The 13,946-nt window shown below is 32.7% G+C and carries 24 protein-coding genes; 20 read left to right on the top strand and 4 right to left on the bottom strand.

Translation table 11 applies throughout. From position 1 onward, the window contains the following. Positions 1-8 precede the first annotated feature (8 nt). The 3 genes from CCK98_RS19795 (at position 9) to CCK98_RS19785 (ending at position 1,834) form a co-directional block, all read left to right on the top strand. The gene (locus CCK98_RS19795; RefSeq protein ID WP_088088150.1) at positions 9-197 is read left to right on the top strand and encodes a hypothetical protein; all 189 of its coding nucleotides are present in this window, start codon (positions 9-11) and stop codon (positions 195-197) included. 271 nt (positions 198-468) lie between these two features. Continuing rightward, a complete protein-coding gene (locus CCK98_RS19790) occupies positions 469-1,002 on the top strand; it encodes an RNA polymerase sigma factor (protein ID WP_088088149.1) in 534 nt (177 codons plus the stop codon). Beyond that, the gene (locus CCK98_RS19785) at positions 962-1,834 is read left to right on the top strand and encodes a hypothetical protein (protein WP_088088148.1); all 873 of its coding nucleotides are present in this window, start codon (positions 962-964) and stop codon (positions 1,832-1,834) included. The genes CCK98_RS19790 and CCK98_RS19785 overlap by 41 nt, the downstream gene beginning before the upstream one ends. 242 nt (positions 1,835-2,076) lie before the next feature. On the opposite strand, the gene CCK98_RS19780 is transcribed toward CCK98_RS19785, so the two are convergent. Both CCK98_RS19780 and CCK98_RS19775 read right to left on the bottom strand, forming a co-directional pair. Beyond that, the gene (locus tag CCK98_RS19780; protein WP_088088147.1) at positions 2,077-3,159 is read right to left on the bottom strand and encodes a DUF4179 domain-containing protein; all 1,083 of its coding nucleotides are present in this window, start codon (positions 3,157-3,159) and stop codon (positions 2,077-2,079) included. Then, complete coding sequence (locus CCK98_RS19775) at positions 3,156-3,722, bottom strand: sigma-70 family RNA polymerase sigma factor (RefSeq protein ID WP_088088146.1); 567 nt, start codon at positions 3,720-3,722, stop codon at positions 3,156-3,158. The genes CCK98_RS19780 and CCK98_RS19775 overlap by 4 nt, the downstream gene beginning before the upstream one ends. 331 nt (positions 3,723-4,053) lie before the next feature. Here CCK98_RS19775 and CCK98_RS19770 point away from each other — a divergent pair, with 331 nt between their 5' ends. From CCK98_RS19770 to CCK98_RS19720, 13 genes are all read left to right on the top strand, one after another. Continuing rightward, complete coding sequence (locus CCK98_RS19770; protein WP_088088145.1) at positions 4,054-4,734, top strand: hypothetical protein; 681 nt, start codon at positions 4,054-4,056, stop codon at positions 4,732-4,734. Between the two features lie 138 nt (positions 4,735-4,872). Continuing rightward, complete coding sequence (locus CCK98_RS36445; protein ID WP_256942414.1) at positions 4,873-5,151, top strand: hypothetical protein; 279 nt, start codon at positions 4,873-4,875, stop codon at positions 5,149-5,151. Continuing rightward, positions 5,129-5,356, top strand: coding sequence for a DUF4367 domain-containing protein (locus tag CCK98_RS36440; RefSeq protein WP_256942413.1), 228 nt, complete (start codon positions 5,129-5,131; stop codon positions 5,354-5,356). Before CCK98_RS36445 ends, CCK98_RS36440 begins: the two co-directional genes overlap by 23 nt. A gap of 83 nt (positions 5,357-5,439) precedes the next feature. Then, entirely contained in the window at positions 5,440-5,649 is a 210-nt protein-coding gene (locus CCK98_RS19760) for a hypothetical protein (protein WP_088088144.1), read from the top strand. Next, positions 5,618-5,968, top strand: coding sequence for a hypothetical protein (locus CCK98_RS19755; RefSeq protein ID WP_088088143.1), 351 nt, complete (start codon positions 5,618-5,620; stop codon positions 5,966-5,968). Before CCK98_RS19760 ends, CCK98_RS19755 begins: the two co-directional genes overlap by 32 nt. Positions 5,969-6,563: 595 nt before the next feature. Further along, positions 6,564-6,968 carry an SMI1/KNR4 family protein gene (locus CCK98_RS19750; RefSeq protein WP_088088142.1) on the top strand — a complete coding sequence of 135 codons (405 nt, stop codon included), beginning with the start codon at positions 6,564-6,566 and terminating at the stop codon, positions 6,966-6,968. A gap of 189 nt (positions 6,969-7,157) precedes the next feature. Beyond that, complete coding sequence (locus CCK98_RS19745) at positions 7,158-7,577, top strand: hypothetical protein (protein WP_088088141.1); 420 nt, start codon at positions 7,158-7,160, stop codon at positions 7,575-7,577. A gap of 145 nt (positions 7,578-7,722) precedes the next feature. Continuing rightward, entirely contained in the window at positions 7,723-7,896 is a 174-nt protein-coding gene (locus CCK98_RS35530; protein WP_179195866.1) for a hypothetical protein, read from the top strand. Between the two features lie 167 nt (positions 7,897-8,063). Beyond that, entirely contained in the window at positions 8,064-8,426 is a 363-nt protein-coding gene (locus CCK98_RS19740; protein WP_088088140.1) for a hypothetical protein, read from the top strand. Positions 8,427-8,629: 203 nt separating this feature from the next. After that, a complete protein-coding gene (locus CCK98_RS19735; RefSeq protein WP_088088139.1) occupies positions 8,630-8,998 on the top strand; it encodes a hypothetical protein in 369 nt (122 codons plus the stop codon). Between the two features lie 240 nt (positions 8,999-9,238). Beyond that, positions 9,239-9,658, top strand: coding sequence for a hypothetical protein (locus CCK98_RS19730; protein WP_088088138.1), 420 nt, complete (start codon positions 9,239-9,241; stop codon positions 9,656-9,658). Between the two features lie 143 nt (positions 9,659-9,801). Beyond that, positions 9,802-10,062: a hypothetical protein gene (locus CCK98_RS19725; RefSeq protein ID WP_088088137.1), complete on the top strand. Its 261-nt coding sequence runs from the start codon at positions 9,802-9,804 to the stop codon at positions 10,060-10,062. An 80-nt stretch (positions 10,063-10,142) separates the two neighbouring features. Further along, the gene (locus tag CCK98_RS19720) at positions 10,143-10,394 is read left to right on the top strand and encodes a hypothetical protein (RefSeq protein WP_088088136.1); all 252 of its coding nucleotides are present in this window, start codon (positions 10,143-10,145) and stop codon (positions 10,392-10,394) included. A 116-nt stretch (positions 10,395-10,510) separates the two neighbouring features. On the opposite strand, the gene CCK98_RS19715 is transcribed toward CCK98_RS19720, so the two are convergent. Next, the gene (locus CCK98_RS19715; RefSeq protein WP_088088135.1) at positions 10,511-10,714 is read right to left on the bottom strand and encodes a hypothetical protein; all 204 of its coding nucleotides are present in this window, start codon (positions 10,712-10,714) and stop codon (positions 10,511-10,513) included. Positions 10,715-10,770: 56 nt separating this feature from the next. Continuing rightward, positions 10,771-10,941 carry a hypothetical protein gene (locus tag CCK98_RS35525; RefSeq protein ID WP_179195865.1) on the bottom strand — a complete coding sequence of 57 codons (171 nt, stop codon included), beginning with the start codon at positions 10,939-10,941 and terminating at the stop codon, positions 10,771-10,773. A gap of 272 nt (positions 10,942-11,213) precedes the next feature. On the opposite strand from CCK98_RS35525, the gene CCK98_RS19710 reads away from it, so the two are divergent. The 4 genes from CCK98_RS19710 to CCK98_RS19695 all read left to right on the top strand — a co-directional run bounded on the left by CCK98_RS19710 (position 11,214) and on the right by CCK98_RS19695 (position 13,698). Beyond that, the gene (locus tag CCK98_RS19710) at positions 11,214-11,408 is read left to right on the top strand and encodes a hypothetical protein (RefSeq protein WP_088090474.1); all 195 of its coding nucleotides are present in this window, start codon (positions 11,214-11,216) and stop codon (positions 11,406-11,408) included. A gap of 159 nt (positions 11,409-11,567) precedes the next feature. Further along, a complete protein-coding gene (locus tag CCK98_RS19705) occupies positions 11,568-12,509 on the top strand; it encodes a HEAT repeat domain-containing protein (protein WP_088088134.1) in 942 nt (313 codons plus the stop codon). Positions 12,510-12,662: 153 nt separating this feature from the next. Continuing rightward, positions 12,663-13,259, top strand: a complete 597-nt coding sequence (locus tag CCK98_RS19700) for a hypothetical protein (protein WP_088088133.1) — start codon at positions 12,663-12,665, stop codon at positions 13,257-13,259. A gap of 190 nt (positions 13,260-13,449) precedes the next feature. Next, positions 13,450-13,698, top strand: coding sequence for a hypothetical protein (locus CCK98_RS19695; protein WP_088088132.1), 249 nt, complete (start codon positions 13,450-13,452; stop codon positions 13,696-13,698). The last annotated feature ends 248 nt before the right edge of the window (positions 13,699-13,946 follow it).

The raw sequence follows: 13,946 nt of genomic DNA, 5'->3' as shown, positions 1-13,946 counted from the left end.
AGTTTGTAATGAAACCCAAATTTTGTCCTAATTGTGGAAAGGAACTAATTGATGAATCTCTTTATGTTAAACCATTTACAAGCCTTGTTTTTAATGAAAGAAAAAAAGATGAAGTAATAGTGCCTGTTAAAGGGTGGGGAATTGATTGTTTTTACTGTGACTGGGGAGGAGAAATTCTACCTAATGATAATGACTAAAGTTTACGGCACATTTCGTATTTTTTTTATTAAGCTAACGGGTGCAAGAGTTTAGGAAGGGGATCGCTGCGGCGTTCCCTTTTCTTGTTGCACTAATTGGCAGGTTAGCATAAGAAGGATTATTCTAATAAAGTGGAGAATTAAGGGCTAAAAGTGAAATTCGCTTTAGCCTTTTTATAATAATCTCAAAAAAAAATGGAACCTTTTTTAATATAAGTGCATCTTACTTTTGAAAGACCAAAATAAACCAAATTGAAAAGGGGGCGAATTCTTGGATAAGAAGGAAGTTCTAGAAGAATGGATAAATAATTACACTCAGCGTCTTGTTAGCCTTGCTTATACTTACGTCAAAGATTGGCTAAAAGCAGAAGATTACGTTCAAGAGGCATTTATTAAAGCCTTCAATGCAATGGAACAATTAGAAAATAAGGAAGAGCCGTTTCCTTGGCTTGCACGAATTGTCATTAATGAATGTAAAAGTTCATTTAGAAAAGGCTGGCGAGAAATTATATCCGAATTTTTACCTGAAAAGAAGCAGGAAAGCACTGAAGATTTATATCTCCGCAATGCAAAGGAAGAAAACATTCATAAAGCTGTATATGGACTTCCGAGACATTACAGCATACCTATTACGCTTTTCTATTTTGAAGAGCTTTCCATTCACCAAATTTCACAAATTTTAAATCTAAATATTGGGACAGTTAAATCCAGACTTACCCGTGGTAGAAAATTATTAAGAAACAAAATTATTAAGGAGGATGGCTATGGAGGAAAGGGAATTAAGGTCAGCAAAAATGTACTATGAACATAAAGTAGATATTGAAAAATTTAAAAAAGAAACATTTGAAAAATTAGAAAGAAATAACTATCAACACAAAAAAAGGACAATCATTTCTAAGAATAGATTAATACTTGCAACTGTTTTCACGTTAATAATAATCCCTACAATTGGTTTTACAGTAGGTGGTTCGCAATTTACCAAGGCAGCAGAATCTTTAATATCCCAAATGTTTGGTCAAACAGACATTAAAATAATATTTCCAAATGCAAGCGTTAATGAAATTAATATGCTTGAAGAACATTTACAAGTAGCAAAACGAATTTTGTCAGATAAAGAATTTTCAACTTATAGCGAGTTGATTAAAGAAAATAGAGAAATACATAAATCCGATGATTATTTGAGTGATAATGAAAAAATAATGAGAGTTGATGAAATAAGTTCTCAAATAAAAAAATATGAACAAAAAATCTTAGCAAAATCAGTAGACTTTCCGATTTTCAAACCAACATATATACCAGAAGGGTATGTTTATAAAGAAACAACCATACGACCGAAAACAGGATTTTTCCGAAAAGATCCGTCTGTTGAGTTGGAATATCAAAAAGGTGAATTTGGGTTCTGGGCTACTCAGGCAAAAACGGGGCAAGAGGATGGGTTTGCCTTATGGGAATTTCAATATACAGATTCTTATACTTTAAAAGGCTATACGCTAGAATATAGACATTCTGAGGATTCTAATATCCAAGGTATAAAAGTCAACGTACCAAAAGAAGGAATTGAAATCTTTATTTTGGCAGATAGACTATCAAAAGAAGAGATGGAAAAAATTCTGTTATCAATGGTTGAAAAGAAATAAGAGGATTTTTGAGAGCGTAAACAGAATTCCTCAGATGTTTACTTTTGATAAAAAGATTGTGAAAAAGTGTACTTAAAGTAACGGGTGCTTTAGCTCAATATATCCATATTTAAAAAATAATCACAATTTGATACTCCGATTATTTTTCATTTTTGCTGTCAATTTGGCTCAGTTAAATAAGTATTTTACGAATAAAAATATAGCTACCTAAATTCATTTAGGTAGCTATTCTGGAAAATTATTTACTTTTTTATTTTAATAATTATATCCTTTGCCACAAATTCATCATTGCCTTTACCTAGTTTCTTATCCTGTAAAATGATATGAGGCGTAATAATGAGCTTCGATGCATTCGGATCTAATTTTCCGAATGTTTTACTTGTTTGAAAGAAGGCTTCTGTGCCAAAACCTCCATTCCCCTGACCTGAGTATTTATTTCCTAAGTCATCTTTGATTTCTAAATCAACATACATTACGTTCCACTTTTTGCTAATCATCTCCGAAATCTCTTGGTTATAAGAAACGGCAAAGGACATCGGATTAAAGGTGATTTTTTCTATATTAACGGTTACACCATTTTTTTCAGCACTACTACCCTCAGTTAATTGTATTTTGCTATTAGCAGCGTTTAAACTAAATTCAAATTTCCAAGCACCTTTAATCTCAGTGTGATTTTCAGGGTTCCTAAGACTGTCAATATTCCATTGGATATCAGCACCATTTAAATTTGTATCATCAAAATTAGATACAGTGAGTATACCAACATATTTGTCTGTACCTATTTTTGAAGTACCGCTTGTTCCACTTCTCGCTCCTATTCCATTTATTTCTGGCAAAGATATACCTACATTACCTAACTCTTGTTTACTTTCAATAGAATATGTTAATGTGAGGGTCTTGCCATCAAAAATGGCATCATTAATTGTGATTTTAATTCCATTGCTTTCCTTAGTAAGACCGATTGCAGTGGAGAATTTCTTATAATTAGTATACAGTCCATTTTCATTTTCCAAGGATTGGTATTCTTTGCTGCCATCATAGTGTACAGTCTTATTATCGAAAAAGCGAAAAATATCATCAATTATAGGGATGTTTTTAGCATAAGCTGGAAATGTTAATCCAAAGGTTGTAGCCGAAATACAAACTAAAATAGAGGCTACAAGGGCATTCCTTTTCCAAATATTGCTCTTCAATTTTTTCTTCTCATTAATCGCTTTTTTTAGAGCTTTCTTTACCCTGGCAGTTTCTATTTCATTAACTTCCATTTCTACGAATTCATTATCATCTAGGTTAATATCATTTAATAATTGATAAATATCTTTCATATCCTATTCTCTCCTAACTTAAGGTTCGATGCTTTTTTGTTAAGCTTCTGTTTGCCCCTATAAATTCGATTATCAATTGCGGCTTTGGTTAAGCCTAGTTTCTTTGATATATCTTCAGACTTTAGGCCAAGAAAGAACTTCATTATAAAAATATCTCGCTCAACAGGATCTAGTTGATTGATTAAAATTATTAATTCAGCTCTTCTTTCGTTAAGAATTAGTTCCTCTTCAATGGATTTTCCTGATTTTAATTCTAAAACGTTCGATGTGGATTCCACTTTTTTACTTTCTTTTCTGTAATAATCAATAGCTTTGAATTTTGCAATTGCACAAATCCATCTCTTAAAATCACTAGAATCTCCATTAAATGTTCTGGAATTATCCCATATTGATAGAAAAATATCATTGATACATTCTTCAACGATCCCTGTATTATTAAGGGGAGAGAGAACTTTATAAGTCACACCCTTAATTAATGGCAAATATTGATCAACAATATAATCTAAAGCATCTTCTTTTTGTCGATGTAGTCGCTGTATAAAATTTGATTCGTTTGATTTCATATCAAATTCCCCTTATTTTTTTGTAAAAGCTTTTACATCTTATATAACGAAACCAAAGGAATTTTTTCTCGCAATTTTAAAAATTTTACTGTTTAAAAATAGTATATCATCATCGATCCGGTGGTTGATTGTTCTTCTGATTTTTGGGGGGCAACGGTAAGAAGTAAATATGCCAGCTGGCTGATTTGACATCCTTTTCTAATTGAAGTGACGGGGGAAAGATTTAAGATAAAGATCACTACGGTGGTCTTATTTTTTCTTGTTCCACTAACGAAGCAGGTTAGTTGAATAACAAAACAAGGTTGGGAACACTAAAATGAGGTGTTGACTAATGAAAAGATTCATCATTTCAATAATAGCAATTCTTTTTGTAATTGCCCCTAATAAAGCAGGAGCAACAATTCCAGGATATACTGTGATAGCAAAATCCGATAAAGATAATATAACTATTTATGCCAAGAAAATGGATGGTTTATATTATGACTTCAAAATTGATTTAAAGGGGAGGGTTTTCTCAAGACCTTTTTGGATGAACGTTACTAATCCTACCTACGCCCCGCAAATATATTACGAAGACATCAATAAAGATGAAAAGAAAGAATTAATCATAATCTTAACGAAAGGTTACGGTACTGGTGTTTTAGACCAAGAAGTTAATGTTTTTCATATAGATTATAATCGGTTTGGCGAGGTGCTTGTTGATAACCCCCTTGCAATAGTATTGAAGAATGTTAAAACCAGGTTAACACCAACTGAAGCGAAAATAAGTATTGGAGACAAGCATTATGTTGTAGATATAAGTCCAGTAGGTATCGAGCCTGAGAATATATTTAATGATATATCCTTTGGTAGCATTATTAAGTATGAAGTAGAAAACAATCAACTTAATGTTAGGTTAGCGTCCCAAGTTTCCCCAGCACATTCTATTGGTGAAGTTATTATTGCTTATGAGTATCGTGACAAAATGTATCAAGCAAAATCAATTGAATTCCAACAGTACCAATCTAATTGATATTGAACTAACGGTTTGCGATGCTTATTATAAGGCATTGCTTTTTCTTGTTCAACTAAAGTAAGCAGGATAGTTTAATAAGAAGTGATTGATCTGAGATACGAATACCTGAAATTTCAATTACAATTGAGGTGTAAAGTGGCATTTCCAATTCGTTTATTCATTGTCCTAATCGTGTTTAATAGTAGCCCGATGATAATAATGGCTAAAGAAATTAAGTATAACCACAACAGCATTACCATTCCAGAAATAAAGAAAAAAGTTGATTTTACCGTTTTGACTCCCAAAAAGATTCCTGACGATTGGACATTAGATACCAAAACATCCCCTTGGTTAATGCTACATTATATGGACAGTAAGGATACAAAGATGATGGTTGGTATTAACCCAGAGAATGGGATTTCCTTTATCGGATGACGATTTTCCTTATGCTCAGCCAGTTGATATTAATGGAAACAAGGGTTATTTTCAGGAATGGATAGATAGTGGTGAAGTTGATAAAAAGGGAGACACCATTACTGGTGGCTTACTTAATTGGGTACAAGATGGTACTTATGTAGAAATGAATAGTTCAAGATTACCGAAAGAAAAAATGTTAGAAATTGCAGGGTCAATGAATTAACGTTCTTCAACTAACGGGTGCAAGAGTTAAAGAAATAATCGCTGTGGCGGTCTTTTTTCTTGTTGTGCTAACGTACAATGAGAATGAATAAGAGCTTAGAATTTAAAACTTTTGTTTCTAATTATGTACCTGAGCTAGGTTATTTAACGAAAGAAGAGAATGAATTTTTACCCATTGACCACCCTTTAGCAGAAGTAGCTGCCCAAAAGATATTAGATTATGAAGAAAATGAGTATTTACCTGGATATATTGAGGTTACATATGATCATCAAAGTATTTTATCAACAGAATGAAACTGATGATTTATTGGAGACGTGGGGCGATTTATCTTACATTGTTATTAATCAAGCAGCTGACCAAAGGTATCGTATTACCCTCATAGGTTATCCGATAGAAGTGTTCGTCCTTAAAAAAGATGGTCAATTTTATTTTGAAATCAATGAAGGGAATAAGCTGGTAAATATTTCAACTAGTTTTCCATTGGAGGAATTAATGGATTCAATCGTTAAGGGGTATAGAAATTTTATTGGTTTTTGTAAAAAAGACAGCTTAACTTTTAGTGAAAGCACCATTTACAAATCTTCCATAAATACTTTCGAATCAGTAGAATGAAAAAAAGTTAATACTATCCCTTTGTCTCCGTAGTTCAACTAACGGAGTGCTTGAGTTAAAAACCAGAGCTGTCGTTTAGGCAGCTTTTCTTGTTTCACTAACGGTCAGTTTAGTTTAAGAAGGAATTCTTAATATCTCTAAAGAATAATGATATAAGGGTTTATACAAGAACGGGAGAGTGGAACAGTTCAAAATTTTTATTTTATCTCTCTTAATAATAGGGATGATACTTAGTATCACTGGGTTCTTTAATCATAATGAAGTTATATTTGAGGTATCGCAAATTTGCATTGGATTGGGAGTCCTTATAAATGTAATTTCAATTTTTAAACACAAATTGTCCAAAACAAATTTATATTTAATTATTATTTGTTTTTCTTTTTTCCTATTGTTTGAAGTTTATAGGCTTGGAAAGTTTTTGATGTATTAACAGCATTTTAGATGTTCAACAGGTGTTAATGTTAAAGATGGGATGGTTGCTGCAATCCTGTTTTCTTATTGTGCTAACTGGGCAGGTTACTTGAAGAAGGAAATGATATATTTGTTATTGAATTAATAATAATGAAAGATTTATGGGTGAAGGAGTTTTATCTAAATGCAGAATGTACGGAATTTAATCGAAACAAAGAAATCAGGCGTTGATGAATCGGATATAAAGCTGGCAGAGGAAAAGTTAGGTTTGATTTTTCCTGAACAGTACAAAGAACTTTTTAAGTTAGTAAATAATGCGGAGATTGGTGAATGGATTCTCTATCCTATTAAAACCCAAATAAATCCTAAAAAAACTTGGGATGATGTTGTTAGACAAAATAAGGAAGTAAGAGACGAAAGAATGTCTGAAGACCTTATTGCGATTGGTGATGATGGTTCGGGAGATATACTTTGCTTTAAAAAAATGAACGGGAAAATGGGAGATACCATTTATCTTTGGAATCACGAAACAACAGTATTAGAAGAATATGCACCTAGTTTAAAGGAATTTATTATTATATTTTCTTAAGAATATGATGACTTTGATGATGAGTAAAAAGTAAAAGCCTTATTGAAGTAACGGGTGCATTACTTAAAGATCTAGCTGCCATAAACAGGCGGCTCTTCTTATTGAACTAATGGGCAGTTTAGTTGAAGAAGGATTTTTCATTATTGGTAGTGAATATAATGATTATTAGCAGTAAAACGAGGTGAATTGGTGGCTTTAAAATTAAAGTATTTCGAAGATTTCAAGGGGAATCGAACTATCCTAATGTCAGTAGATAAGCAATCTTTACAGATGTTTTTTGAGACTATTAATGATTGGGAAAATAATAATAAAACAATCTGCCTAACAAATTTACCCTATGTCCAGGCTTTTAATCAGACAGAATTAACCCTTTGTGTTTCTAGAAATAACACTGGTTTATATGAGACAGCAGATGGGTTTGTCTTTACATTACCTTATGAGGGATGGAATTATGTTAAAGAACTGTTAAAGGCTTTGCTAAATAGTAAATCTGGACACGGACATCAGTACATTGATTATGATTCCATCTGTGGGCAATTAAATGATACCGGATTAGTAATATCTTTAAATGAATATCACGAGGATGATTGGATAGGTTGGAAGGCATAAATCCAAACTTTTTTGTTTTTACTAATGGGTGCTTGAGTTTAATAACAAAGAGTCGTAGTAAGGGGTCATTTCTTATTCGACTAACGGGGCAGGTTAGTATAAGAAAAATTGATTAAAGAAACCTTATTTGTTAGGGAGTGATAGAATGGGTAGATATATTATCGGCATTTTAATGATTATTGCAGGTATCGTGCTTTTAATGATTACTCAGGATAGGGACTTTAAAGAAGTCGAAGAGTCTATTGTCATAGCATATTCATTTCTAATTTTCGGGTTTATATATATTGTTTATAAATTAATTCGTAAGCGAAAGCAATAAACCCTTATTCAACTAACTGTGTGCGATAGTTGAAGATTGGGGTTGCTGCGGTAGCTCCTTTTCTTGTTCCACTAACTGGCAGTTTAGTGGAACAAGAGTCAGGAAAAATCACCCACTAGAAAAAGGATTTTTTTCTGTTAGAATTACCTCGAAGAAAGGATGGTTTAATGGTAGTTTTTTTGATGCTAGTGGGCTTTTTCGTTTTAAGTGGTGGAGGAAGTGCTGTATTAAAAAAGAAGTATCATATCACTGGTGAAGAGGACACAAGAAGATGGCGATTGTCTAAAAATAAATATGTCATTATCTTTAGTATTTGTTGGTTTGGTTTGATATCAATATTGATTTTAAAAGGAATTTTTAATCAACTTAATGGTTTTGCAGCACTTATTATCCCTACGGAAATATGGCAGGGAATAAAGCAATACCGAAATAATAGGGAAAATCGGATTTATATATTGAATTTTTGGCAATCATTGTGTTTAATAATTTTCGTTGTTGTTTTTACAGTCTATTGGTCATTAATAAAATAAAATCGCACCCTTATTGAACTAACGGGTGCAAGAGTTTAAGATCAGGGCTGTCATCGTGGCAGCTCTTTCTTTTTGAACTAACGGGCAAGATAGTTAAATATAGGTTAAATGAAAGTTGGTTAACATAGTAAATGGAAATAGTTGTAATATTTTCCACACCTTCAATACATACTAATGATTAACCAAACATATGAGGTGACAGTATGAGAAAAATTACAATTATGTTGATTATAGCTTTGATTATGTTAAGTGGTAACAATTCATCGTACGCAGAACATAAGGAAGATAAAATTTCAGTGAGTTCTGAAGATGTTTTAAAGTCAATACTCTATCCGAAATTATTGCAGATTGTAGATGAGCAATATGGTGGACCGAACGTAGATTGGAGCATAGAAGGTGTTGAAAATGTATCTTTAAAAAAGAATAATAATGATATATGGTATGAAGTTCAATTATCATTGAAGATTAACCAATCAAAAAAAGAACATTATGACAATGTTACCTTAAAAACCGATGTATATAATCCGAACACTAATGAAGTCGCATTACTTAATTATCAAAAAGGAAAGTAATAAAAGGCGTGGATATTCCTCTACGTCTTTTTTAATCTCTAGGTCTTGTTGAACTAACGGGTGCTTTTGCGGAAGATCAGGCTGCCATTTTCGGCGGCTTTTCTTATTGAAGTAAAGGTAGCAGGTTAGCTTAATAAGGATATTATTGGTGAAAGGATTAATTTTCCTATATCCATAGATATAACTATTCAATTAATATAATAATGAGCTTTTACTTGTATTGGAGGGAAATCCCTTTAAATGATGAACTTCAAAATGCCAAAGGGGTACATATTAAGGCTTTTGTCTTTTTGTTTGTTGTATTTGCTTTATATACTAGTGGGTGAGATTTGGTTCACAGTATTATACGCCAATGATAATTGGATAAGCCTAAGTGGAATTATTATTATTGCTGTCCTTTTGGTTCCACTTTATACGTTTATAAACACAAGATTATCCCTTGGGACAATGAGATATCTATTTTATATACCCATCCTCCCATCCTTTATTGGAGCGTTGCTGTTTCATCCAATTGAATACAACCTTTTTCCAAATCTTTATACACAAGACGACTTAGGTGCAGGGATTCTTATGTTTATGATTGCTTTACCCCATTGGGGTGCTATGATTCTCTCTTTTTTATTGGCGGATACATTAAAAATGCGACTAAAAAAAGGTTGAAAATCCTTTGTATTAACGTGTGAAAAAGCTAAAAATAAGGTATTGCTGCGGCAGTACCTTTTTGTGTATTGAGCTAAACGGGGCAACAAGAATAACGGAAAAGATAAGTATTAGCAGTTACAGTCTGTTAGGAGGTATACAGAATGGAAGGTAAAATAAAAGTGGAATTTGAAATAAATGCAGTTGGAGAAGAAACTATAAATGGTTACGATAGTTCGTTTAAAAAGTATGAAATTGCAAGAACAAAAAATCTTTCACAAACACTAACTTTGGGGAATCTTGAAGAGATTATTAACGAACTTTTTGAAGAAATTCAGTCATCGTATGAAAATCCAGAACATTTAACAGCAAAAATAGTGATTCGTGCGAAAAAAGAGAAAAATAAAATTTTATATCTTGGATAATAAAAGGAAACCTTGTTCCAATAACGGGTTGATTTAACTACACTACAAATGTGGCAACGAAGGGAAAAATTTTTATAGTTATGTTCGGTGGGTTCATTCTCCTATTAATAGGTATTGTTTCTTTTATATCGCTATTGGTTTATGGTTATAAAGAATTTAAGTCCGATGAGTCCAAAACATCAAAAAAAGTGGTCTTTTTAGTTTTAGGAATACTTGATACCTTTTTCGGTACAGGTGGTGAATTAGTAGGACTTGCTTTAATATTATCACTTGCAGCTATTCTTATTGGTCTTGTGATTATAGGGGTATTTCATCCATTTGAAAGTTTGTGAAATATTGTACTTAAAGTAACGGGTGCTTGAGTGAAAGATCGTTTTCCGGCAATGATCGCTGCGGCGGTCATTTTTTCTTGTTAAGCTAACGAAGCAGGTTACTTGAAGAAGGTGTTTTATTTGTATTGATACCAAACCTTCCATTCCTCTGATTTAGTTTTTGTAACAAACATTATACCAGTTGAAATACTAGCAGACGGTAGGTATTTAGGAAATAGTAATTCAACATACCAAGATTTTTTTGCTGTTTCCTTATTGCAACGTAATATTGCCATTCCATAAAAAGGACTATCTTTCATATCAATTAATGGTTTAACCATTCTAATTTCCCATTGCTCTTCTGGATAGACTTTAGGAACAATAGTTTTTAAAGCATTTAGAAGTTCTTCTTTATCTTTAGAAGTTCTTCTTTATCTTTAGAAGTTGTTTCAACAAGTTCTTCTTCTTTAGGACATTGTGGGGTTAAATAAGGTAAAGGTGTCTCTGCAAAAGCCGTATCATACTGGATAATTAAAAGGATTATAAGAAGAGTTGCTATATATTTCACTAATACCACCTCAGAAATAACTTCCCCAGTTGAATAAAATTTTATCGCTTAGACAAGTGAGTGATAAGGATTTTTCTTATTAAGCTAACGGGTGCTTGAGTTTAATAACAAAGAGTCGTAGTAAGGGGTCATTTCTTATTCGACTAACTGGGCGTTAGTGCAAGAAGGATTTTGCATTAAATACGGTTATCCAAAATTTTCTTTTAATAGTACAATAAAAAGAAACATTAACTAAAATGGTGATTACATTTAAAGCAAAGAAAGGGTTCCATATGAAAGCCTATTTTATTAGATTGATTTTCGGACTACTGACTATCGGGATTGTCTTAGGAATAACCTATATTTTTAATATCGACTGGCTCCAAAAAGGAAAACCCGAACGCAACCTTTTTATATTACCAATTGCATTAGTTGGAGGTTGGGGTGGTTGGTATCTTTACAAAGCAATTAAAAAAGAAAAGAGATGAAGAAATTCTTCCCGATTTTCTTTTTGAACTAACGGGATGCAAGAGTTAAACAAGGTGTTGCTGCGGCAACATCTTTTTGCTTGTTAAGCTAACGTGGCAGGTTAGTTAAACAAAAAAATGATTACAATAAGATAAAAACTGCATTAGGAGCCCATCACTATGGATGAAAAAGAACTATTAGAATTAATTAAACAAATGTCAGAAACTGATACCATTTATAAAGAAGGATACTATACAAGTGAAGATTCACCATCTTGGAATGCTTACCGAAAAGCAGAACAACTGACGGATGCTAATCTCATTCCTTTCCTTAATAATTTATTAGAAAAAAGCAAGGATAGAGAAACCAGGAAAGATATTTATTTTATACTTGGTAAAATTGGCAAAAACACGGGAGATAAACGTATATCTACTAGTCTTATTAAATGGCTTGAAACAGAAACGAACAAATATCTTCTAGAAGAAATACTTAATCGAATTGCAGAACAAAGAAATATACAAGAATGCTCACCTATTATTAAGTTTATTAAGGATGAACGTCCTTCAGTCCGACACTCAGCAATGCACGCTATGCAGGCTTGTGAAAAGTCTATGGCAGAGGAAGCTCTCATAAGAATTTTATCAGACTCATCTGATGAGTATGACTTAACCTATGCTATTTCTGTATTATCAAAGATTGGCTCAAATAAAGCAATTCCACATCTCATAAATTCACTCGGACATCCAAAAGTAGACGTTAAATGTTCCGCTCTATCGGCACTAAATGAATTAGGTAATTCCTCGTTACTACCCGTATTTTTAGAGGCTTTAAAAGAACGTTCCTCTGCTGTAAAGGGGTATGCTTTGTTAGGAATAAATAAACACGGTGATGAAACTGCTATTAATCCTGTTATTGAACGAATAAAAACTATTTTAAAAAGGAAAAGGACCGTTGAAAGTGATGAATTAATATTAGGTCTGGAGCTACTTATTCGCTTTGAAACCAAGTACCAGGAAATTCTAGAATTATTTGACTGGATAAAATTTAAAAAATGGGATTTTCTTTTTGATACGGAAAAGATATGGGTAGATAAAAATATTAGCAAGGGCTTCTTGAACTAACGGGTGCAAGAGTTATAGATGGGGACGCTGTGGCGATCCCTTTTCTTATAGTGCTAACGACGCAGTTTACTTGAAGAACTAAGGATTCCCTTTAATTCCAAATATGTTAATATTAACGTAAACCATAATTATAAAATTTGAGGTGGGAATGTAATGGAACAATTGCCGTTTGAACAACCGACCGAGCATTATGATGAACGGTTAATCCCGATCGATGAGCAAATATGTTCTTTGTTTAAGCAAAGAAAAGATATTTCAAACAATAACCCAGGTTGTCCACCACTTGAATATATTTCAAAGTGGGCAGAAAAGTTTGACCTTTATGAGGACTTGTTAGAGTTGATATTCAGCGAACTAAAAAATGATTACGAATTTCGACCACAGGTTGAGCCAACAGATTTCCAAAAGTATATACCAGTCTTAAAATCAGTGGAAAAAGAAGAATGTTTATATTCCGTAACCTGTGTTCGGCAATATGCGAATGCAAGTGTTGTTAATTTTAATATTGATTGGGAGCCAGCAGAGGAAGAGAGATTACTTCGAGATAGTTATTGGCATTTATGGTTAGGGGAGGAATATGATTGTAGACAAACTGGCGGAGGAGGTTCTGAAGGGCATATTAGTTATAACTTCATTGTGTCTCCTCCATTACCAGATGATATTTCAGGTTTGGATTTGGTTTTTAGAGAATCTCTAACTCCTTTTAAAGGAAAATCAACAGGTCTTGAGATTGTTATGCATATAGAATAATAAAGATTAGGCTTATCTTCAAAAGGTTAGCCTCTTTTTTTTGAATAAAGGGAAGGTATTAAAGATATTGTGAAGAATTGTACTTAAGCTAACGGGTGCTAGAGTTTAAGATTGGAACTGCTACGACAATCCCCCTACTTGTTGAACGAACAGTTCAAATGAATGAGCCTTATAAAGGACGGTTTAAAAAATGTGGTATAAAAATAAAGTTGCTTGGTGTCCGATTTGCAATCAAGGATGGGTTGAAATTTTCAAAGATAAAAAAACAAATATATTATTTGTGTGTTGCGATGAATGTGAATCATTATGGGAACATCCTGACTTAATAAAAGAAGTCGGTATAGCAACATCCACATTTGATTTTGATTATGAAATTGTTGTACCCTCAGAGGAAGAAATTAAAAATAGAGGCTGGGATAAATACATTATTAATGATTAAACATTACGAGTCCTTCTTCAAGTAACGGGTGCAAGAGTTGAAGATTCAGCTGCCATTCTTGGTGGCTTTTCTTATTGCACTAACGGGCAGATTAGTTGAATAAGAAATTTGAAAAGGACTTTCAAATATCGGTTACATAGATTATAATTTGTGTAATATTACACTGTTTTGCAAGGAGAAATGTGTATAAAAAATAGTGGATATTGTGGTTGTAACCCTATTTTTTTCAAATTAATTCAATTATGAAC

It is taken from the genome of Bacillus sp. OV166, from assembly GCF_900177675.1.
Taxonomy (GTDB): domain Bacteria; phylum Bacillota; class Bacilli; order Bacillales; family Cytobacillaceae; genus Neobacillus.
Note: the sequence above shows the minus strand (reverse complement) of the source record. Positions and strands in the feature narration are given on the sequence as shown.

Excerpts from the sequence above, each read along its gene's own strand:
- CCK98_RS19795 (WP_088088150.1), top strand. The coding sequence starts at position 9 with ATGAAACCCAAATTTTGTCCTAATTGTGGAAAGGAACTAATTGATGAA.
- CCK98_RS19785 (WP_088088148.1), top strand. The coding sequence starts at position 962 with ATGGAGGAAAGGGAATTAAGGTCAGCAAAAATGTACTATGAACATAAA.
- CCK98_RS19780 (WP_088088147.1), bottom strand. The coding sequence starts at position 3,159 with ATGAAAGATATTTATCAATTATTAAATGATATTAACCTAGATGATAAT.
- CCK98_RS19775 (WP_088088146.1), bottom strand. The coding sequence starts at position 3,722 with ATGAAATCAAACGAATCAAATTTTATACAGCGACTACATCGACAAAAA.
- CCK98_RS19770 (WP_088088145.1), top strand. The coding sequence starts at position 4,054 with ATGAAAAGATTCATCATTTCAATAATAGCAATTCTTTTTGTAATTGCC.
- CCK98_RS36440 (WP_256942413.1), top strand. The coding sequence starts at position 5,129 with ATGGGATTTCCTTTATCGGATGACGATTTTCCTTATGCTCAGCCAGTT.
- CCK98_RS19760 (WP_088088144.1), top strand. The coding sequence starts at position 5,440 with ATGAATAAGAGCTTAGAATTTAAAACTTTTGTTTCTAATTATGTACCT.
- CCK98_RS19755 (WP_088088143.1), top strand. The coding sequence starts at position 5,618 with ATGATCATCAAAGTATTTTATCAACAGAATGAAACTGATGATTTATTG.
- CCK98_RS19750 (WP_088088142.1), top strand. The coding sequence starts at position 6,564 with ATGCAGAATGTACGGAATTTAATCGAAACAAAGAAATCAGGCGTTGAT.
- CCK98_RS35530 (WP_179195866.1), top strand. The coding sequence starts at position 7,723 with ATGGGTAGATATATTATCGGCATTTTAATGATTATTGCAGGTATCGTG.
- CCK98_RS19740 (WP_088088140.1), top strand. The coding sequence starts at position 8,064 with ATGGTAGTTTTTTTGATGCTAGTGGGCTTTTTCGTTTTAAGTGGTGGA.
- CCK98_RS19735 (WP_088088139.1), top strand. The coding sequence starts at position 8,630 with ATGAGAAAAATTACAATTATGTTGATTATAGCTTTGATTATGTTAAGT.
- CCK98_RS19730 (WP_088088138.1), top strand. The coding sequence starts at position 9,239 with ATGATGAACTTCAAAATGCCAAAGGGGTACATATTAAGGCTTTTGTCT.
- CCK98_RS19725 (WP_088088137.1), top strand. The coding sequence starts at position 9,802 with ATGGAAGGTAAAATAAAAGTGGAATTTGAAATAAATGCAGTTGGAGAA.
- CCK98_RS19720 (WP_088088136.1), top strand. The coding sequence starts at position 10,143 with ATGTTCGGTGGGTTCATTCTCCTATTAATAGGTATTGTTTCTTTTATA.
- CCK98_RS19715 (WP_088088135.1), bottom strand. The coding sequence starts at position 10,714 with ATGGTTAAACCATTAATTGATATGAAAGATAGTCCTTTTTATGGAATG.
- CCK98_RS19710 (WP_088090474.1), top strand. The coding sequence starts at position 11,214 with ATGAAAGCCTATTTTATTAGATTGATTTTCGGACTACTGACTATCGGG.
- CCK98_RS19705 (WP_088088134.1), top strand. The coding sequence starts at position 11,568 with ATGGATGAAAAAGAACTATTAGAATTAATTAAACAAATGTCAGAAACT.
- CCK98_RS19700 (WP_088088133.1), top strand. The coding sequence starts at position 12,663 with ATGGAACAATTGCCGTTTGAACAACCGACCGAGCATTATGATGAACGG.
- CCK98_RS19695 (WP_088088132.1), top strand. The coding sequence starts at position 13,450 with ATGTGGTATAAAAATAAAGTTGCTTGGTGTCCGATTTGCAATCAAGGA.